The 19,650-nt window shown below is 71.0% G+C and carries 18 protein-coding genes; 14 read left to right on the plus strand and 4 right to left on the minus strand.

Annotated features, from left to right (window positions below; translation table 11 throughout):
- Window positions 1-159: 159 nt before the first annotated feature.
- The 3 genes from ABEA30_RS08945 (at window position 160) to ABEA30_RS08955 (ending at window position 5,552) form a co-directional block, all read left to right on the plus strand.
- Window positions 160-2,787, plus strand: coding sequence for an AfsR/SARP family transcriptional regulator (locus ABEA30_RS08945; protein WP_345582027.1), 2,628 nt, complete (start codon window positions 160-162; stop codon window positions 2,785-2,787).
- A gap of 87 nt (window positions 2,788-2,874) precedes the next feature.
- Window positions 2,875-4,773, plus strand: coding sequence for a 1,4-alpha-glucan branching protein GlgB (glgB, locus tag ABEA30_RS08950; RefSeq protein ID WP_345582029.1), 1,899 nt, complete (start codon window positions 2,875-2,877; stop codon window positions 4,771-4,773).
- Entirely contained in the window at window positions 4,770-5,552 is a 783-nt protein-coding gene (locus ABEA30_RS08955; protein WP_345582031.1) for an NUDIX hydrolase, read from the plus strand. The genes glgB and ABEA30_RS08955 overlap by 4 nt, the downstream gene beginning before the upstream one ends.
- Here ABEA30_RS08955 and ABEA30_RS08960 read toward each other — a convergent pair.
- Window positions 5,539-5,919 carry an ankyrin repeat domain-containing protein gene (locus ABEA30_RS08960; RefSeq protein WP_345582033.1) on the minus strand — a complete coding sequence of 127 codons (381 nt, stop codon included), beginning with the start codon at window positions 5,917-5,919 and terminating at the stop codon, window positions 5,539-5,541. The two genes, ABEA30_RS08955 and ABEA30_RS08960, sit on opposite strands and share 14 nt — an antisense overlap.
- A 32-nt stretch (window positions 5,920-5,951) precedes the next feature.
- Here ABEA30_RS08960 and treY point away from each other — a divergent pair, with 32 nt between their 5' ends.
- The 10 genes from treY (at window position 5,952) to ABEA30_RS09010 (ending at window position 17,392) form a co-directional block, all read left to right on the plus strand.
- Complete coding sequence (gene treY, locus ABEA30_RS08965) at window positions 5,952-8,480, plus strand: malto-oligosyltrehalose synthase (RefSeq protein ID WP_345582035.1); 2,529 nt, start codon at window positions 5,952-5,954, stop codon at window positions 8,478-8,480.
- Window positions 8,477-10,150: a malto-oligosyltrehalose trehalohydrolase gene (treZ, locus tag ABEA30_RS08970; RefSeq protein ID WP_345582037.1), complete on the plus strand. Its 1,674-nt coding sequence runs from the start codon at window positions 8,477-8,479 to the stop codon at window positions 10,148-10,150. The genes treY and treZ overlap by 4 nt, the downstream gene beginning before the upstream one ends.
- Window positions 10,151-10,159: 9 nt before the next feature.
- On the plus strand, window positions 10,160-11,071 hold the full coding sequence (locus ABEA30_RS08975) for a tetratricopeptide repeat protein (RefSeq protein ID WP_345582039.1): 912 nt from the start codon (window positions 10,160-10,162) through the stop codon (window positions 11,069-11,071).
- Between the two features lie 14 nt (window positions 11,072-11,085).
- Entirely contained in the window at window positions 11,086-12,711 is a 1,626-nt protein-coding gene (pgm, locus tag ABEA30_RS08980) for a phosphoglucomutase (alpha-D-glucose-1,6-bisphosphate-dependent) (RefSeq protein ID WP_345582041.1), read from the plus strand.
- Between the two features lie 51 nt (window positions 12,712-12,762).
- Entirely contained in the window at window positions 12,763-13,212 is a 450-nt protein-coding gene (gene mce / locus ABEA30_RS08985; protein ID WP_345582043.1) for a methylmalonyl-CoA epimerase, read from the plus strand.
- Between the two features lie 124 nt (window positions 13,213-13,336).
- Complete coding sequence (locus tag ABEA30_RS08990; RefSeq protein WP_345582045.1) at window positions 13,337-14,440, plus strand: DivIVA domain-containing protein; 1,104 nt, start codon at window positions 13,337-13,339, stop codon at window positions 14,438-14,440.
- On the plus strand, window positions 14,437-15,621 hold the full coding sequence (locus tag ABEA30_RS08995) for an AI-2E family transporter (protein WP_345582046.1): 1,185 nt from the start codon (window positions 14,437-14,439) through the stop codon (window positions 15,619-15,621). The genes ABEA30_RS08990 and ABEA30_RS08995 overlap by 4 nt, the downstream gene beginning before the upstream one ends.
- Before the next feature lie 30 nt (window positions 15,622-15,651).
- The gene (gene nucS, locus ABEA30_RS09000) at window positions 15,652-16,344 is read left to right on the plus strand and encodes an endonuclease NucS (RefSeq protein ID WP_345582047.1); all 693 of its coding nucleotides are present in this window, start codon (window positions 15,652-15,654) and stop codon (window positions 16,342-16,344) included.
- On the plus strand, window positions 16,344-16,616 hold the full coding sequence (locus ABEA30_RS09005; protein ID WP_345582048.1) for a hypothetical protein: 273 nt from the start codon (window positions 16,344-16,346) through the stop codon (window positions 16,614-16,616). Before nucS ends, ABEA30_RS09005 begins: the two co-directional genes overlap by 1 nt.
- Complete coding sequence (locus ABEA30_RS09010) at window positions 16,613-17,392, plus strand: alpha/beta fold hydrolase (protein ID WP_345582050.1); 780 nt, start codon at window positions 16,613-16,615, stop codon at window positions 17,390-17,392. The genes ABEA30_RS09005 and ABEA30_RS09010 overlap by 4 nt, the downstream gene beginning before the upstream one ends.
- Before the next feature lie 3 nt (window positions 17,393-17,395).
- Here ABEA30_RS09010 and ABEA30_RS09015 read toward each other — a convergent pair whose 3' ends face one another.
- Complete coding sequence (locus ABEA30_RS09015) at window positions 17,396-18,067, minus strand: peptidylprolyl isomerase (protein WP_345582052.1); 672 nt, start codon at window positions 18,065-18,067, stop codon at window positions 17,396-17,398.
- A 27-nt stretch (window positions 18,068-18,094) separates the two neighbouring features.
- Here ABEA30_RS09015 and ABEA30_RS09020 point away from each other — a divergent pair, with 27 nt between their 5' ends.
- Window positions 18,095-18,718 (plus strand): cob(I)yrinic acid a,c-diamide adenosyltransferase, encoded by a 624-nt coding sequence (locus ABEA30_RS09020; protein WP_345582054.1) that lies wholly within the window; start codon window positions 18,095-18,097, stop codon window positions 18,716-18,718.
- Here ABEA30_RS09020 and ABEA30_RS09025 read toward each other — a convergent pair.
- Window positions 18,685-19,143, minus strand: a complete 459-nt coding sequence (locus ABEA30_RS09025) for a DUF2550 domain-containing protein (RefSeq protein ID WP_345582056.1) — start codon at window positions 19,141-19,143, stop codon at window positions 18,685-18,687. The two genes, ABEA30_RS09020 and ABEA30_RS09025, sit on opposite strands and share 34 nt — an antisense overlap.
- A gap of 92 nt (window positions 19,144-19,235) precedes the next feature.
- Window positions 19,236-19,646 (minus strand): F0F1 ATP synthase subunit epsilon, encoded by a 411-nt coding sequence (locus ABEA30_RS09030; RefSeq protein WP_345582058.1) that lies wholly within the window; start codon window positions 19,644-19,646, stop codon window positions 19,236-19,238.
- Window positions 19,647-19,650: the final 4 nt, after the last annotated feature.

The following is a 19,650-nucleotide window of genomic DNA, read 5'->3' on the forward strand; positions in this document are numbered from 1 at the left end:
TCGGCCCGGTGCGGGTCCTGGGCGCCGATGGTGCTGGCCCCGCACTGACGGGGACCCGGCAGCGCGTGCTCCTCGCCGCCCTCGCGTTGCGGCCCGGCAGGCCCGTCCCGGTACCCGACCTCGTGGCCGCGGTGTGGGGGGGACGACCCACCCGACAGCGTGCACAACGCGCTCCAGGTCCACATCTCCGGCCTGCGCAAGATCCTCGACGCCGTCGGCATCGGCATCGTCCGGGAGGGCGCCACCTACACCCTGGGCTGCAGCATCAGTGACGTCGACGCCGGGCTGTTCGAGGCGTTGGTCACCCGGGCCCAGTCGCTGCTGCGCAGCGCCGATCCCGACCAGGCCCTCGACGTGCTGGAAAGGGCGCTCTCGCTGGCCTCCGGCCCGCTCCTGGCCGGACTGGACCTCACGCCGGCGCTGGACCAGGCCCGCCGCGCCATCGCCGAACGGCTGCTCGCCGCCCGGCGCGACCAGGTCATCGCACTGTTCCGCAGCGGACGCGCCGACCGGGCCGTCGAGGAGGCCCGCGCCCTCGTCGCCGACGACCCGCTCGACGAGGCCTCCTGGTCGAGGCTGATGGCCGCGCAGTACCACGCCGGGCAGCCACACGCGGCGCTGGAGACCTACCAGCAGGCGCGCCGCACGTTGCTCGACGAGTTGGGCGTCGAGCCGTCCCCGCAGCTGGCCGCGCTCCAGCGCGACGTCCTCAACCATCGGCTCCCCTCGCCCGTCACCCAGCCCACGGCGCGCGGGGCCGTCGTGCCGCCGACCGAGCTCCTCGGGCGCGACGACCTCATCGACCGCGTGCTGCAGGCCGTCGACTCCCACCGCCTCGTCACGCTGCACGGGCTGGGCGGCATCGGCAAGTCGGCGCTGTGCGGGGCGGTCGTCGAGCGGCTCGGGGCCGCGTCGCGTCGTGTCGCCGCCACCGAGTTCATGCGGGTGTCGAGCCCGCACCACGCGCTGGAATCCTGGTGTCGGGCCCTGCAGCTGAGTTCCGACGGCGACCCCGCCGCCGTGCTGGCCGCCGCGGGGCCCTGCGTGCTGGTGGCTGACAACGCCGAGGAGTTCGAGGGTTTCGCCGACCTCGCCACTGACCTGCTCCAGCGGGCGCCCGAGGCGACGCTGCTGGTGACGGCTCGGCAACCGGTCGGACTGCCCCCCGAGTTGGCGATCGCCGAGCCACCCCTGCCGATGGACTCCGACGATTCGTCACCCGCCGAGCGCCTCTTCGTCCGGCACTGCCGCAGGATGCGGCCCGACATCGACCTCGACGGCGCCGAGGAGGACATCCGGGAACTGTGCCGGTTGAGCGGCGGCCTCCCACTGGCGATCGAACTGCTGGCGGCGAGGGTGCGCGTGTCGACACCGGCCAGGCTCGTCGAACAGCTGCGCCGCTCCCCGGGCACCCTCGCCACCTTCACGGCGAACCGCGACCCCCGGCGCAGCATCCCCGACGTCGTGGCGTGGGCGGTGTCGAACTGCTCGCCCGAGGCCCAACTCCTGCTCGGGGCCATGGCGGAGGCGGCGGGCCTGGTGAGCGGACGCCTCGTGGACGCGTTGAGCCGCCACCCCGACGCCCTGGTGGAACTGGTGGACGCCGGCCTGGTCACCGGCCCGACGCACTCGGACCACTTCCTCGTCCTGCCGCCGGTGGCGCAGGCGTTGGGCGGCTCCGACGAGGCTGCCCGCGACGCGCTGCTCGACGCCGTGACCGACCTCGTGCGGCCACCCGACGGCGCCCAACCGTCGGTCCAGGCCCTCGTCGACGACGAGCCCGCGGTGCTGCGCGCCGTGGCGATCTCCTGCGACATGGGACACCCCGGCGTGCTGCTGCCCTGGCTCGAGCCGTTCTGGCTGGCCACCGCCCGCATCCCGGAGGGCGTCCGCGTGCTGCGCGGCGCGCTTGCCTCCGCACATCCCGACGACGCCGTCGCCCTGCGCATCGCGCTCGGTGGCCTGCTCGTCCTGACCGGGGAGGCGGACCCGCCTGCGCTCGAGGCCGCGCTGCGGGCGGCGGAGGCCACCCCCTGGTACCACAGCCGGCTGGTGGTCGACGGGTGGTGCACCCTGGGCTGCCTGCACGCCGCCGCGTTGCACGTCGAGGAGGCGGCCCGCTGCGCGGGCCAGGCCATGCGGGCGGCCGAGCCGGACCCCGTCCTCGAGGCGCTGGCGCTGGGCTGCGAGGTGGCCACGGCCGACGCGGAGGGCGACCCGGCCAGGGCCGTCGAGTTGGGCTTCCGCGCCGTCGCGACGCTGCGCCGCTCGGGCGAGCCCCGGGACCTGGTCGTGGCGCTCGGCCGGCTCGTCGAGCCCCTCGTGCGGCTGGGGCGGCTGGCCCAGGCGCGCGTCAACGTCGACGAGATGCTGGAGCTGTCCGCGCGTCACCCCATGGGGACGGCGGCGGTGCACGTCGCCGCCGATGCCGCCGTCGTCGAACTGGCCGAGGGACAGCCCGCAGCCGCGCTCGGCATGGCCACCACCGTGCTGAGCCGACTCGACGAGGTGGGCTGCCACACGGGCCACGAGGTCGTGGCCATGCGTTGCCTCGCGCTGGCCCACCAGCAGCTGGGCCACGCCGACTACGCCGCGCGCTTCCTGGGGGCGGCCGAGGAGGTCGCCCGACGCTCTGGCCGCCACCCGGAGGAGCCCTGGGCACCGGTGTTCGAACCCATGCTCCGGGCCCTGCTCGAGGCGCCCGACTTCGACAGCAACCACCTCATCGGGGCCGCGGACCCCGACGGGCTCGTCCAGCGGTGGCTCGCCTTCGTGAGCGAGGCCTGAACCGGGCCGGCCGAGGGTACCGTCCACCTGCGCCGCACCCATGGGCACGATAGATTGACGCACACGGCTGCATGAAGGAGCAATGACATGACGCACGACCAGTTCGGCGGACTGACCGGGTGGGACTTCGAGGGTTTCCACAACGGCGGCGACACAGAGCTGTGGCGGCGGCTCGGCAGCAAGGTCGTCACGGTCCACCACCCTGAGCGGGGCGAGGTCACGGGCGTCCGCTTCGCCGTGTGGGCGCCCAACGCGCGCTCCGTGCAGGTCATCGGCGACTTCAACTGGTGGACGGGCGACTCGCTCCACCTGGTGCCCGGCTCAGGCGTGTGGGCCACCTTCATCGAGGGGCTCGGCGAGGGCACGTTGTACAAGTTCCGGATCGAGACGGCAGACGGGCAGTGGCTGGAGAAGGTCGATCCCATGGCCAAGTTCTCCGAGCAGGCCCCCGCCAACGCGTCGATCGTCTACGAGTCGAAGTACATCTGGTCCGATGACGAGTGGGTCGCCAGACGACGCCAGGCCAAGGCCCATGCCGAGCCGATGAGCATCTACGAGGTCCACCTCGGCGGCTGGCGCAAGGGCAAGAGCTACCTCGACCTGGCCGAGGAACTGGTCAGCTACGTCAAGTGGCAGGGGTACACGCACGTCGAGTTCATGCCGGTCGCGGAGCACCCGTTCGAGCCCAGCTGGGGCTACCAGGTCACCGGCTACTTCTCCCCCACCTCCCGCTTCGGCAAGCCCGACGACCTGCGCTACCTCATCGACCGCCTCCACCAGGCGGGCATCGGCGTGATCATGGACTGGGTGCCGGGCCACTTCCCCAAGGACGACTGGGCGCTTGGCCGCTTCGACGGCACCGCGCTCTACGAGCATGCCGACCCCCGTCAGGGCGAGCACCAGGACTGGGGCACCTACATCTTCAACTACGGCCGCAACGAGGTGAAGAGCTTCCTGGTGTCCAACGCCCTGTACTGGATCCAGGAGTTCCACGTCGACGGCCTGCGCGTCGACGCCGTCGCCTCGATGCTGTACCTCGACTACTCGCGCGAGGAGGGTCAGTGGGTGCCCAACGAGCACGGCGGCCGGGAGAACCTCGAGGCCATCGACTTCCTGCGCTACGTCAACCGGCACCTGTACGAACGCGAACCCGGCGTGCTGATGATCGCGGAGGAGTCCACCAGCTTCCCGGGCGTCACCAAGCCGGTGCACCAGGGCGGCCTCGGCTTCGGGTTCAAGTGGAACATGGGCTGGATGAACGACTCGCTGCGCTACCTGCAGCTCGACCCCGTGTACCGCCAGTACGAGCACAACCTGCTGACGTTCGCGATGGTCTACCAGTACTCGGAGAACTTCATCCTGCCGATCAGCCACGACGAGGTCGTGCACGGCAAGGGGTCGATGATCAACAAGGTGCCGCAGGACGACTGGCGCAAGTTCGCCACGCTGCGCGCGTTCTACTCCTTCATGTGGTCCTTCCCGGGCAAGCAGCTGCTGTTCATGGGGTGCGAGTTCGGCCAGCGTCCCGAGTTCAACGAGTCCGTCTCGCTGGAGTGGTGGGTCAGCGAGCTGTGGGGCCACGGCGGGCTGCAGCGCCTCTTCCGCGACCTCAACCTCACCTACCGCGCCAACCCCGCGCTCTACGAACTGGACAACGAACCGGAGGGCTTCAGCTGGATCAACGCAGACGACGGCGGCCACAACGCGCTGAGCTGGGTGCGCCACGACACCCACGGCAACCACGTCGCCTGCGTCACGAACTTCTCCCCTGAGCCGCTCGAGGACTACGAGATCGGCCTGCCGGCAGGCGGCTCGTGGGAGGAGATCCTCAACACCGACGCGCCGATCTACGACGGCTCCGGCGAGTACGGCAACCTCGGCGAGGTGCACGCCGTCGACGAGCCGTGGGGCCACTGGCCGGCGCGCGCCAACGTCACCGTGCCCCCGCTGGGCTCGGTGTGGCTGCGCAGGGCCTCGGGTCAGTGAGCGACTTCAGGGTCTCCGTCGACATCAGCGGCGGCGTCGGCACGCTCCGCTGGGAGGAGCAGGCCGTCGACGTCGACACGCTGCAGCGGGCCATCTCGCTGGCGTCCGACGACGCGATCCTGGCGCACGACCTGCGCCGACTCCAGGTCGAGCTGCCGGAATGGGACACTGCGGCGCGCGTGGCGCTCCACCGCGCCGGGTTCCGCCTGGAGGGCAGGCTCCGCTCGGCGATCGAGCCGGAGCAGGGCGTCTACCGCGACATCCTCGTCTACGCCCGGCTCGCCGTCGACACCGTCTACGGCGAGATCGGGTTCTCCGGCGTCCTCGACTCGATCCTGCCGACCAAGCGGTTGATCTCGCACGCACTGTTCCGCGATGCGGAGGGCCGCGTGCTGCTCCTGGAGACCTCGTACAAGAAGGACTGGGAACTGCCCGGGGGCGTCGTCGAGCGCGGGGAGTCGCCGAAGCTGGGCGGCGAACGCGAATGCCTCGAGGAACTGGGCATCGAGGTGCGCTTCGGCCAGCCGCTGCTCGTCGACTGGATGCCGCCCTACCTGGGGTGGTCGGACGCAGTGGAGTTCGTCTTCGACGGCGGCGTCCTGGACGACGACACCGTCTCGCGGCTGGGCACCGACGACCGCGAGATCGTGGCCATCCACTGGGTGGCCCCGGAGGACCTCGACCACCACGTCATCGAACTGTCGGCGCGGCGCATCCGCCTCATGCTCGACGGCTACACCGGCCTCACGGAGAACGGCTACCCCGTCAGCGCTCCCTGAGCGTGACGCCGAACAGCTGCGCGGTCGCCCGCGCGGACGGCTCGCCCGCGTCCGGGTCCGCCCCGGCGTCCAGCAGTGCCGCCACCACGTCGTCGGCCTGCTTGAACACCGCGCCCGCCAACGGCGACTGGCCCCTGTCGTTCAACGCGTCGGGGTTCGCGCCCCTGGCCACCAGCGCGCGCACGGTGTCCGCGTGCCCGTGGTAGGCCGCCAGCATCAGCAGCGTGTTTCCGTCGGCGTCGGTGAGGTCGACGGGGGCGCCGGCGTCGACATAGGCGCCCAGCCGCTGCGTCTCACCCTGCCGGGCCTGGTCGAACAGCCAGTGGGCCAGCTCGGTGGGGTCGGAGCCGTCGGGGATTTCGCTCATGGTCGAACCCTAGCCGCGCCTATGCTGAAGAAGTGCCCCAGTCCGCATTTGCCCTTCCCACGTCCACGTACCGCGTCCAACTGAACGCGGGCTTCTCGTTCGACGACGCGGCCCGGCACGTGCCGTACCTGGCCTCGCTCGGCGTGACCCACCTGTTCTGCTCACCGATCCTCCAGGCGGTGCCCGGCTCGCTGCACGGCTACGACGTGGTGGACCATGCGCGCATCTCGGAGGACTGCGGCGGCGAGGAGGCCTTCCGCCGCCTCGTGGCCACCGCGCACGGCAATGACCTGGGCATCATCGTCGACGTGGTGCCCAACCACATGGCGGTACCCACGCCGCTGTGGCGCAACCGTGCCCTGTGGGACGTGCTGCGCTCGGGGGCGGAGTCCGAGTACGCCGGGTGGTTCGACATCGACCTGACGCGCTCGCGCGCCATCCTCATGCCCGTCCTCGGTCGCCGGATCGGCGACGAACTGGCAGACGGGACGATCCGCCTCGAGACGCGCGAGTCCCACGACGGCAGCGAGCCCGTCGTCGTCTACCACGACCACGTCTTCCCTGTGCGCCCGGGCACCGAGCGCCTCCCGCTGGTCGACCTGCTGGAACAGCAGTGGTACCGCCTCGCGTACTGGAAGGTGGGCAACGAGGAACTCAACTACCGCCGCTTCTTCGACGTCGACACGCTCGCCGCCATCCGCGTGGAGGACCCCGCCGTGTTCGAGGCCAGCCACGCCAAGCTCCTCCAGCTGTTCGACGAGGGGCTCATCGACGGCTTCCGCATCGACCACCCCGACGGGCTGGCCACCCCACGCGGGTACCTGCAGATGCTGCACCGCGCCACCGGCGGCTGCTGGGTCGTCGTCGAGAAGATCCTCGAACCGCACGAGCAGCTCCCCTCGGGGTCCCGCTGTGCAGGCACCACCGGCTACGACGCGCTGCTACGGGTGGCGGGTTTGTTCCACGACCCCACGCAGCTGCCCCGGCTCAACGACATCTGGGAGCGCGTGGCCGACACCTCCGAGGGGTGGTTCGGGCAGGTCCTGCAGCACGCCAAGGAGGAACTGGTCAGCTCAATCCTGTTCGCCGAGGTCAACCGCCTGACGTCGATCGCCGTGGCCATCTGCGACTCGGACCTGCGGCTGCACGACCACACCCGGCGCGCCATCGACCGCGCCATCCGCCGGCTCCTGATCCACATGGACCGCTACCGCGCCTACCTCGAGCCCGGGCTGCCCGCCAGTGACGCCGAGTCCGCGGTGGTGCGCGACGCCGCCGACCGGGCGCGCCCCGAGCTCGACGAGGACGAGCAGGCCACGCTCGACCTCATCGTGTCGCTGGTCTGCGGCCAGGACCCCACCGGCGACGGCGGCGGCGCCGAGACGTTGCCCCCCGTCACCACGCACCCGGTCACCACGGAGCTGCCCGACAGCCCACCGGACGTGCCGGCGTTGCGTGCCGAGTTCATGATCCGCTTCGCGCAGACGTGCGGGCCCGTCATGGCCAAGGCCAAGGAGGACACCGCTTTCTACCGGTGGAACCGGTTCGTCGGGGTCAACGAGGTGGGCAGCGAGCCGACGATCGTCGGCATCTCGCCCGACGCCTTCCACGACTTCAGCGAGACGCTGGCCACCGATTGGCCCGCCACCATGACCACGCTGTCGACGCACGACACCAAGCGGTCCGAGGACGTCCGCGCCAGGCTCGCCGCGCTGCTCGAGCACGCCAGGGCGTGGGAGACGTGCCTGACCGAGTTGCGTTCGGCCACGGAGGACGTGCGCTCGCCGCTGGTCGACGGGGCGACCGAGTTGTTGGTGTGGCAGACCCTGGCCGCCGTGCGCCCCATCACCGAGGAGCGGCTCGACGGCTACCTCACCAAGGCCATGCGTGAGGCCAAGCGGCACACGACGTGGACCTCGCCGGACGAGGCCTACGAGGCCGCCGTCCGCGACCTCGCCCACGCGGGCCTGGCGGACCAGCGGTGCCGCGCCGCCTGGGCGGCCTTCGACGAGGTGACCGGGCCCACGGTGCGCACCAACGTGCTGGGCGCGAAGCTGATCCAGCTCGCGATGCCGGGCGTGCCCGACGTCTACCAGGGCTGCGAGGTCGTCGACCTGTCGCTGGTCGACCCCGACAACCGCCGCTCCGTGGACCTGGGGGCGCGCGCCGCGTTGCTCACGAAGCTCGACCGCTCCGAGGCCCCGCCGTCGCTGGACGCGGAGAAGCTGCTGGTCACCAGCCGGACGCTGCGGGTGCGGCGCTCGCATGCCGACGCCTTCCGCGGGCCGGGCTCCACCTACGCGCCCGTGGCGACCACCACGGGGCACGCCGTCGCCTTCGCCCGCGGCACCGAGCGGTTCGGGGTCGTCGCGGTGGCAGCGGCCACGCGCCTGCCGTCGGTGCTGGCGGAGCGCGGCGGCTGGGGTGAGCACCAGATCATCCTCCCCGAGGGCAGGTACCGGTGCGCGCTCTCCGGCTTGGAGTTCGACGGCGGCGCCCAGCCGCTGGCCCAGGTGCTGGCCGAGCTCCCCGTCGCCCTCCTCGTGGCAGTGACCTCGTGACCCGCGCACAGGTGTGGGCGCCGACCCCCGGTACCGTCGAGCTCCACCTGGGCACCGCACGGCACCCGATGCACCCGGATCCGGCCCGCCCGGGGTGGTGGGTCTCCGACGTCGAGCTGCGGCATGGCGACAGGTACGGCTTCGTCCTCGACGGCCAGGGGCCCTTCCCCGACCCGCGGACGCTCAGCCAGCCCGACGGCGTGCACGGGCTCAGCCGCTGGGTGGAAGGGCCGTTCCCGGCCGGGCGCAGCGGCGCGGGCGGGCGCGGATTCCCGATCCTCGGCCGCGTCCTCTACGAGCTGCACGTCGGGACGTTCACCGACGAGGGCACGCTCGACGCCGCCATCGATCGCCTCGACCACCTGGTCGACCTCGGCGTGGACGCCGTCGAACTGATGCCGCTGGCGTCCTTCGCCGGCGACCGCGGCTGGGGCTACGACGGCGTCGCGCCCTGGTCGGTCCACGCCGCCTACGGCGACCAGGAGGCGCTCGTCCGCTTCGTCGACGCCGCCCACGAGCGCGGGCTGGGCGTGGTGCTCGACGTGGTGCACAACCACCTCGGCCCCGAGGGCAACCACCTGGCGAAGTTCGGGCCGTACTTCACGGACCGGCACACCACGCCCTGGGGCGACGCGGTCAACCTCGACGACGTAAGCGCCGACGAGGTGCGCGCCTACTTCATCGGCTCGGCCCGGTACTTCCTGGTCGACGTCGGCGTCGACGGCCTCCGGCTCGATGCCGTGCACGCACTCAAGGACGACTCGCCGCGCCACTTCCTCGCGGAGCTGTCCGACGGCGTCGCGCAATGGGAGCGCGAGACCGGCCGGACGATGACGCTGATCGCAGAGTCCGACCTGAACCGCGCCGAGATGGTGTCGCCGGTGGGCAGCTCGCCGGGGGCCATGGGCATGGACGCCCAGTGGGCCGACGACGTCCACCACGCACTCCACGCCTACTTCAGCGGCGAGACGCAGGGCTACTACGTCGACTACGGCTCGGCCGAAGCGCTCGCCAAGGCGCTCACCCGCGTCTTCGTCCGCGACGGCGGCGTGTCGCAGTTCCGAGGCGTGCCCTGGGGCGCGCCGGTGGACCCGGAGTCGCCGCACTACGACGGACACTCGTTCGTCGTGTGCCTCCAGAACCACGACCAGGTGGGCAACCGCGCCACCGGCGACCGGTTCCACATGCACGCCGGCCACGCAGCCCAGGCGGCCGCCGCCGCGTTGTACCTGCTGGGCCCGTCCACGCCCATGCTGTTCATGGGCGAGGAATGGGCGGCGTCCAGCCCGTTCCCCTTCTTCAGCGACCTGGGCCCGGAGCTGGCGCCGTTCGTCACGGAGGGCCGCGCCAGGGAGTTCCGGGACATGGGCTGGTCGGACCCCACGCCCGACCCGCAGGCCGAGGAGACGTTCACCAGCGCGAAGCTCCGGTGGGACGAGCGCACGGACGCGGAGCATGGGCGAATGCTCGAGTGGTACCGCACGCTGCTGCGCCTGCGCCGCGAGCACCCCGAACTGCGCAGCCCTGACCTGGCCGGGGTCGAGGTCGAGATCCTCGACGACGGCGGCATGCTCATGCGGCGAGGGCCGTTCACCGTCGAGGTGGGCCGCACGCCGTGGAGCGGCTCAGACCTCCTCTGGCGCGAGACGGGCCCTGCGCATCGGCCATAGGATTGCCGCATGACTGATGCGAACTTCACGCGCCCTGGCGCCGTCGACCTCTCCGCCCTCGCCGAAGCCGGCCAGACCGCAGCAGGCGGCTACGTGACCGCGGTCACGGAAGCGGGCTTCAACGACCTCGCCGCGAAGTCCGTCCAGCACCCGGTCATCGTCGAGTTCTTCTCGCCGCGCGACCCCAATGGCCAGGCGGTCTCGTCCGCCCTCGCGGACCTCGTGAACGCGGCGCAGGGCCGGTTCCTGTTGGCCCGCGTGGACGTCGACGCCGAGCCGCGCCTGGCGCAGGCGCTCGGCGTGCAGGCCGTGCCCACCGTCGTGGCGCTCATCGGCGGCCAGATGGCGCCGCTGTTCCAGGGCACGAAGTCGCGCGGGGAGATCTCCGCCGTGCTCGACCAGATCGCCCAGCTCGCCGTCGCCAACGGCATGACGGGTCGCGCCCAGCCGGTCGGCGGCGCCGCGCCCGGCAATGGCAATGGCACGGATGAGGCGGCGGCCGCGGCTGCCAACCCGCGCTTCGCGAAGGCCGACGCCGCCCTTCAGGCCGGCGACTTCGCCCAGGCGGTCAAGGAGTTCGACGAACTCCTCAAGGAGACCCCGCACGACGCCGAGGTGATCGCCGGCCGCGCCCAGAGCGCGCTCCTGGAGCGGTCCTCCTCGTTCGACGCGCTGGAGATCGTCGAGCGCGCCGGCGCGGACCCCGACGACCTCGCCGCGCAGTTCGACGCGGCAGACCTCGAGGTCATCAACGGTCGCTACGAGGAGGCCTTCGACCGGCTCCTCGGGTTGGCCGCGGAGTCGGACGCGGACCAGCGCGACCAGATCCGCGTGCGGCTCCTGGAGCTGTTCGAGGTCGCGGGGCGCACCGAGCCGGTCGTGCTCAAGGCCCGCCGCCGGCTCGCCTCCGTGCTGTTCTGATTAGGATGACTGCCATGGCACACGAGCGCGCCGGCCAGCCGGCCCAGGAATCCGACCTCATCAACGTCGACGAGCTTCTCGCCGCCTACTACGACCGCACCCCGGACCCGTCGAACCCCGACCAGATGGTCGTCTTCGGCACCTCGGGCCACCGCGGCTCGTCGCTGGACACCGCCTTCAACGAGGCGCACATCGCGGCCACCACGCAGGCCATCGTCGAGTACCGCGCCGCGCAGGGCACCACCGGCCCGCTGTTCATCGGCAAGGACACCCACGCCCTGTCGCTCCCGGCGTGGAAGACCGCGCTCGAGGTGCTGCACGCCAACGGCGTCCAGGTTCTCGCGGAGCGCGAGGACGAGTACACCCCGACCCCCGCGGTGTCGCGCGCGATCATCCGCCACAACGACGCCCGCGGCGCGCAGGCCGACGGCATCGTCGTGACGCCGTCGCACAACCCGCCGCGCGACGGCGGCTTCAAGTACAACCCGCCGACGGGCGGGCCGGCGGACACCGACGCCACCAAGGTCATCGCGGCCCGGGCCAACGAACTGCTCTCTGACATGGGCGCCGTCAAGCGCACGCCGTACGAGCGGATCGCCGGCGACATCCAGCGCTACGACTACCGCACCCCGTACTGCGCAGAGCTCGCACAGGTGCTGAACTTCCCCGCCATCAAGTCGGCCGGGCTCACCCACGGTGCAGACCCCATGGGCGGCGCCTCCGTGCAGTACTGGCAGTACCTGGCCGAGCAGGGGCTGCCGATCGAGGTCGTCAACCCGACGGTGGACCCCACCTGGCGGTTCATGACGCTCGACACCGACGGCAAGATCCGCATGGACTGCTCCTCGCCCAACGCCATGGCGTCCCTGGTGTCGCAGCGCAGCAGGTACTCTGTCGCGACGGGCAACGACGCCGATTCGGACCGCCACGGCATCGTCACGCCCGACGCCGGGCTGATGAACCCCAACGCCTACCTCGCCGTCGCCATCAACTACCTGTTCGCGCACCGCCCCGGCTGGTCGTCGCAGGCCGGGATCGGCAAGACGCTCGTGTCGAGCTCGCTGATCGACAAGGTCGCCGCCAAGCTCGGCCGTCGGCTGGTCGAGGTGCCCGTGGGCTTCAAGTGGTTCGTCCCGGGCCTGACCGACGGCTCGCTCGGCTTCGGCGGCGAGGAGTCGGCCGGCGCCTCCTTCCTTACGCTCGACGGCCGCACCTGGACCACCGACAAGGACGGCATCCTGCTGGCACTGCTCGCCTCGGAGATCATCGCCGTGACCGGCAAGACGCCCAGCGAGCACTACGCCGAGCTCGAGGCGGAGTTCGGCAAGTCCTACTACGCCCGTGTCGACGCCGACGCCAACCGTGAGCAGAAGGCGCGCCTGGGCCAGCTCGGCCGCGCCGACGTCACCGTCGACGAACTGGCCGGTGAGCCCATCCGCACGGTCCTGTCGCACGCCCCCGGCAACGATGCGGCCATCGGCGGCATCAAGGTGACCACGGACCACGCCTGGTTCGCCGCGCGCCCCTCCGGCACCGAGGACAAGTACAAGATCTACGCGGAGTCGCTGAAGTCGGAGGCGCACCTCGCCGAGGTGCAGGTGGCGGCGAAGGCGCTGGTCGACGCGGCGCTGGCCAACTGACAGCGCCACCCCCGCCGTCAGTGGCCAGGGGCCCTGTGGGAAGCTGGGGCCATGGAAAACTCTGATCTGTTCATCTGCATCGATCACGTCGGCCTGGCCGTCCCGGACCTCGACGAGGCCGTCAAGTTCCACACCGAGACCTTCGGTTGGCGCGAGCTGCACCGCGAGGTCAACGAGGAGCAGGGTGTCGCCGAGGCCATGATGGGCACCGGCGCGCAGGGCGAGGAGAACGCCAAGATCCAGCTGCTCGCGCCGCTGAACGAGAACTCGACCATCGCCAAGTTCATCGACCGCAACGGCCCCGGCATGCAGCAGCTGGCCTACCGCGTGGCGGACCTCGACAAGGTCAGCGAGACCCTCAAGGAGCGCGGCATGCGGCTGCTGTTCCCCGAGGCCAAGCGCGGCACCGGCGGCTCCCGCATCAACTTCGTGCACCCCAAGGACGCCCGCGGCGTGCTGCTCGAGCTCGTCGAGCTCCCGAAGGAGCCCGCGGCGCACTGAGCCCGCACCGACGACCGACGAGGGGGCGGGACGGTGGATCCGTCCCGCCCCCCTCGTGTCGGTCCCGGTGGCTGGCCGTGTGGACCGACTACGCTCGTAGACAGTCAGACGGAAGGATGGCACGGTGACCGAACCCCAGGACCTCGAGACCGAGGAGACCGGACTCAACCTGTTCGACGACAGGGCCTCAGCGGTGGGCAGCTTCCCGAACTCGATGCTCGGCTACGACAAGCATTCTGTCGACAGCTACGTGCGGGAGCTGGAGAACAGGGTCGCCGAGCTCAAGATGCAGGTCCGTGAGCACGCCCGCGAGACACGCTACGTGCGCGACACCGTCGGCGACACCGACTTCACCCGCCTCGGCGCCCACGCCGCCGGGCTCCTCAAGGCCGCAGAGGCGCAGGCCGGGGACCTCGTCGACCGTGCCCAGCACGAGGCCGAGCGCATCAAGACCGAGGCGCGCCGCACGGCCGCGGCGCTGCGCGAATCCGCCCAGCAGGAGGCGGACGACGTGCGGCTCACCGGGCTCGCGGGCCTGCGCCAGCTGCGCCAGGAGCAGGCCGAGGCGGGCAAGGCCGTGCTGGAGACCGCACGGCGCGACAGCGACCTGATCCTCGGGGACGCCCGCATCCGCGCCAAGACGTTGGTCGACGGGGCCACCGCGCAGGCCCAGGGCATCGTCGAATCCGCCCGCGCAGACGCCAACCGCATCCTCAAGGAGGCCGAACGGCAGGCCATCGAGCTGAAGCTCGAGACCGAGCGGGCAGCGGAGCGGTCCGCCGCTGACCTGGCGGCCCATGCCAAGGCGGCCGACGACGCCATCGCCGAGCGGCTCGCGCAGGCGGACAAGGACGCCGCGGCCGCCGCAGAACGCGCGGCCGGCGCGCGTGAGGAGGCACAGGCCATCCGCGCAGAGGCCGTCAAGGCCGCCGAGGAGATCCGGCTGACCGCCACGCGGCAGAGTGAGGAGACGCTCACCGTCATGCGGGAACGGGTGCGGCTCGCCGAGGTCGAACTCGAGGAGAAGGTCGCCTGGCGCCGCGAGCAGCTGGAGCGCGAGATCGCCTCTCTCGAAGCCCGGCACGCCAACGCGCTGGCCCAGCTCGGCAACCTCCGCGCGCTCGCCGAGGAATCCGGCGAGCAGTACGCGGAGAACACCACCAGCGTCATCCCGACGGTGGACCCGGACAGCGAGACCACCGTGATCCGGGACAGCAGCCGGCCGTGACCCAACCCGACGACCCCCCGGCCGGTGGCCGGGCGCGCCTGCCCCGCGTCGTGGGCCGCTTCTTCGGCACCACCGCGCGCGGCGCCCGCCGCATGCTCACGCCGCTGCCGGAGACCGTCGTCGAGCCCGTGCCGCCGTCGGCGCCCGGTGACGACCACCGCTACTCGGCGTTCGGGATGGGATTCATGGGCGCGTTGGGCGTCCTGGTGGCGCTGGCCCTGGCGCAGGCGGTCCTCACGGTCCAGAGCGTCCTCATCCTCGTGGTGCTCGCGCTGTTCCTCGCCCTCGGCCTGAACCCCGCCGTCGACTTCCTGACCCGCAGGCGGGTGCCGCGCGGTGTCGCAGTCGCGCTGGTGACGCTTCTCTTGATCGGCGTCGTGGCGCTGGGCATCATCGCGCTCGTGCCGATCTTCACGGAGCAGACCACGGCACTCAGCGAACAGATCCCGCAGATCCTGCAGTCGCTGCTGAACCACCCCATCCTCGCCGACTGGGAGCAGCGCGACGAGGTGCTGGCCAAGGCGCAGGAGTTCATCACCTCCGGCGAGCTGCTGCAGAACCTCTTCGGCGGCCTCATGGGCGCCGGCCGGCTCGTGGCCAACGTCGTGTTCTCGATGATCGTGACGCTGGTGCTCACCGTCTACTTCCTGGCGTCGCTGCCGAGCATCAAGGAGACGATCTACGCCCTCGCCCCGGCCAGCCGCCGGCCGCGCGCCCGCTACCTGGCGGACGAGATCTTCCGTGGGGTGTCGGGCTACATCACCGGGATGTTCGTGATCGTCTCGGTGGCGTCGGTGTGCGCGCTGATCTTCATGACCATCGCCGGCCTGGGCGACTACTCGCTCGCCCTGGCCTTCGTCGTCGCCGTGTTCTGCTTCATCCCGCTGGTGGGCACCAGCCTGGCGATGATCTCCGTGGCCATCGTCGGCTTCACCGTGAGCCCCACCATCGGGATCGCCACGATCATCTACTTCGTCATCTACCAACAGTTCGACGCCTACGTCCTGTACCCCAACGTGATGAAGCGCACGGTCAAGGTGCCGGGCGCGCTCGTGGTGCTGTCGGCCATCATCGGCGGCATGCTGTTCGGGGTCATCGGCGCCGTCATCGCCATCCCCGCCACCGCCGCGGTGCTGCTCCTGTACCGCGAGATCATCCAGCCGGCGCTCGACGCTTCCTGAGTCCCCGCCCGGGGCTGGTAGGTTGGTCGGGTGCGTTTGGTCATTGCGAGGTGCCAGGTCGATTACGTGGGCCGGCTGACGGCCCACCTGCCGCTCGCCACCCGCCTCATCCTCGTCAAGGCGGACGGGTCGGTGTCGGTGCACGCCGATGACCGCGCCTACAAGCCACTCAACTGGATGAGCCCGCCCTGCACGCTGTCGGTGACCGAGCCGGACCCGGAGGCGGTCGAGCGGCTCGGCATCACCCAGGTCTGGCAGGTGAGGTCGAAGGACGGCGACACACTGCACATCTCGATCGCGGACGTGCTGCACGACTCCGCCCACGAACTCGGCGTCGACCCCGGCCTCCAGAAGGACGGCGTCGAGGAGAACCTCCAGGCGCTGCTGGCTGAGCACCCCGGCACGCTCGGGGACGGCCTCAAGCTCATCCAGCGCGAATACCTCACGCCCATCGGGCCGGTCGACCTCCTGCTGCGCGAGGGCACCGGCTACGTCGCCGTCGAGGTGAAGCGGCGCGGGGAGATCGACGGCGTGGAGCAGCTGACCCGCTACCTCGAGCTCATGAACCGCGACCCGCAGCTGACGCCGGTGCGCGGCATCTTCGCCGCGCAGCAGATCAAGCCGCAGGCGCGCACGCTGGCCACCGACCGCGGCATCGAGTGCCGCCTCATCGACTACGACGCCCTCCGTGGGCTCGACAACGCGGACGAGCGGCTGTTCTGATGGCCAAGCGTCCCTCCAAGCACACCCGCGCACCGCGGCCGCTCCTGTCGGGCGGGTCGCAGCGGAGGGTGACGAAACGGGGCGTGAGCTACATCGTGCGCGACGTGCCGGCGCACCGCGCGGAGAAGGAGTACCGCTGCCCGGGCTGCCAGCAGACGGTCGCCCCCGGCACCGCCCACGTGGTGGCATGGCCGGAGAACGGCGCCTACGGTCTCGACACGGGGCTGGACGCCCGACGACATTGGCACACACACTGCTGGGGGCAGGCATGACGGCTGAACTCAACCACCTGGTCATCGGGTCCGGGGAACACACGGTGGTCTTCCTGCACGGGCTGTTCGGCCAGGGCAAGAACTTCGGCACGATCGCCACGGCGCTGTCGGACGTGGCCACCAGCTACCTGGTGGACCTACCCAACCACGGCCGCTCCCCCTGGACCGAGACCTTCTCCCTGGACAACCAGGCCGCCGAGGTCGCGGAGTGGTTGCACCAGAGCTTCGACCACCCCGTGACCCTCATCGGGCACTCGTTGGGCGGCAAGATCGCCATGCGCATCGCGCTGCAGGCGCCGGAGCTCGTCGAGAGGCTGATGGTCGTCGACATCTCACCGGCCCGCAACGTCGAGGCCGCGCAGTTCGTCAACCTCGTCGCCGCCCTCCGCACGCTGGACCTGTCGGAGGTCCAGAGCCGGACCCAGGCTGACGAGGCCCTCCGGGAACTCATCCCCGACACCATGGTGCGGCGTTTCCTGCTGCAGAACCTCCAGCACAAGGGCGACGTGTGGTTCTGGCTGGCCAACCTCGACCTGCTGGCGGACTCGCTGCACGCCGTCGGTGGCTGGCCCGCGATCGACGGGGAGTTCGACGGCCCGGTGCTGTGGGTTGTCGGCGGCCGCTCCCCCTACTGCCTCCCGGAGCACGTGGAGCCCATGCAGGCGCTGTTCCCCCGGGTGCGGCAGGTGACGGTCAAGGACGCCGCCCACTGGGTCCACGCGGATGATCCCGAGACGTTCACCAGCATCACCCGCATGTTCCTCACGCAGGACTGAGCCTCAGCCCAGCGTCACCGCCGTGATGCTGGCCTCGGCGATGGGGCTGGTCTGGTCACCCGCGTCGACGCCCTGCGCGGCGATGCCACCCACCACGTCGACCCCGGCCTGATCCATGGTGCCGAAGACGGTGTAGTTGGGCTCGAGCTGCGAATCCGCGTAGACCAGGAAGAACTGCGACCCGTTGGTGTCCGGCCCCGCGTTGGCCATGGCGACGGTGCCCGTCGGGTAGGCCCCCAGCCCCAGGTCCTTGATGGGCTCCAGCTCGTCGGCGTAGCTGTAGCCGGGGCCGCCCATGCCGGTGGCGGAGGGGTCGCCGCACTGGAGGACGAAGATGCCGTAGTCGGTGAGTCGGTGGCACACGGTGTCGTCGAAGTAGCCCTGTTCCGCCAGTGAGACGAACGAGTTGACGGTGCACGGGGCCTTGGCGCGGTCCATGGTGATCTTCACGTCACCTGCGGTCAGCTCCAGCGTGGCGGTCACCTCGCCCTGCGTCGGAACCCCGGTGGTGGGGGGCGCGTCCGCCGCCTTCGCCGGCTCGCCCGCCGACGGGTAGTCGCAGGTGGTGGTGTTCTCCGCGGTCACGGGTTCCGCGTTGGACTGGTTCGCGTCACCACAGGCGGACAGGGAAACCAGGGTGGCGGCGCCCAACAGGGCAAGGGCTCGAATACGCACGGCATCACTCTGGCATAGATTGGGACCATGGTCACACTCTCGAAGATCTATACCCGCACCGGCGACGCCGGCACCACGCGCCTGTCCGACAACTCCGAGGTCCGCAAGACGGACCTGCGCGTCGAGGCCTACGGGCACACCGACGAGGCGAACTCCGCCATCGGCCTCGCCGTGGCGCTGGGCGGGTTGCCGGAGCGCGTCGTGGAGATGCTGGCGCTGGTCCGCAACGAGATCTTCGACGTCGGTGCCGACCTCTCCAACCCGCTGGACCCGAACCCCAAGTGGCCGCCGTTGCGCATCGAGCAGCCGTCGATCGACCGCCTCGAGGCGTACTGCGACGAACTGCAGGACGACCTCCCCGTCCTGCGCAGCTTCATCCTGCCGGGCGGCAACCCGTCCGGAGCCCAGCTCCACGTGGCCCGCACCATCGCCCGCCGCGCTGAACGGGCCGCCTGGGCCTGCGCCGAGCAGTACGGGCTGGACACCGACGGCGGCGTGAACTCGCTGGCGATCAAGTACCTCAACCGCCTCTCCGACCTGCTGTTCATCATGAGCCGCGTCGCCAACGGCACGGAGCACGAGGTGCTGTGGGTGCCGGGGACGGACCGCAGTGCGCCTCAGCCAGGCGTGTCGGCCGACGCGGGCAGGTAGTTCGAGCCAGGAGGCGCCGACTCGAGCCAGCTCATCAGGGCCAGCACCTCGTCGCGGGCCATGGACAGCGACGACGTCTCCCCCGTCAGGCGGTCCTGCAGCGTGACGATCATCGAGTCCTCGAACAGGGCGATCGCCTCCAGGCCGGCGGGCCGCCGCTGGTGCACGTACGCCGTGCCGACGCGCGGGAACACCCGCTTGGGCCTCAGGTCGAGGGAGAACGACCGGAACCATTCGAGGTGCTCGCCGCGATACCTCGCCATGCCGAGCACCCACCCCGACCCCGGCGTCGTCTCCTTGACCTGGTAGGCGCAATCAAAAAGGCCGCCCTGGCCGGTGAGCCAGCGGCGGCGCAGGTAGAGCAGCGCGAAGGGAAGCAGCACGAGACAGATCACGAGCACTGCCGCGATGATGATCTCCCACATGTGCCGACTGTTCCCTTCTCCCCGGTGGTACTGCCCCAGTATGCGCTCAGGGCAGCCCCCCGGTGGAGGGCCGCCCTGAGCGGTGTGTGTTCCTAGTTGGTGGCTGCCCGTTCGCCAGCGCGAACCTGGGCCTTCAACATCTTGATCCGGTGGATCTCGGCGTCGTCGGCCTGGCCCTGCTGCGCCTTGAGCACCAGCGGGGCCAACTCCTTGCGGGCCTCCTCGAGGCCCACCTCGCGGCCGAGCCCGGCGTACTGGGCCAGCAGCGACACGTGGCCGTGGGCCACCGAGATGAACCCACCGTCGACCATCAACGACTCGCTGGACCCGTCCGCCGTGACGATCTCGACCAGCGACGGCTCGAGGACCGCGAGCAGCGGCTCGTGGCCTGGCAGGATGCCGATGTCACCCTCGACGGTGCGCGCGATGATGTTGACGGCGTCGCCGGACCACACCACACGGTCGGCGGAGACGACTTCGACATGCAGCGGTGCGCGATCCATGGGC

Origin of the sequence: Tessaracoccus lubricantis, from assembly GCF_039544535.1 — a bacterium.
Taxonomy (GTDB): domain Bacteria; phylum Actinomycetota; class Actinomycetes; order Propionibacteriales; family Propionibacteriaceae; genus Arachnia; species Arachnia lubricantis.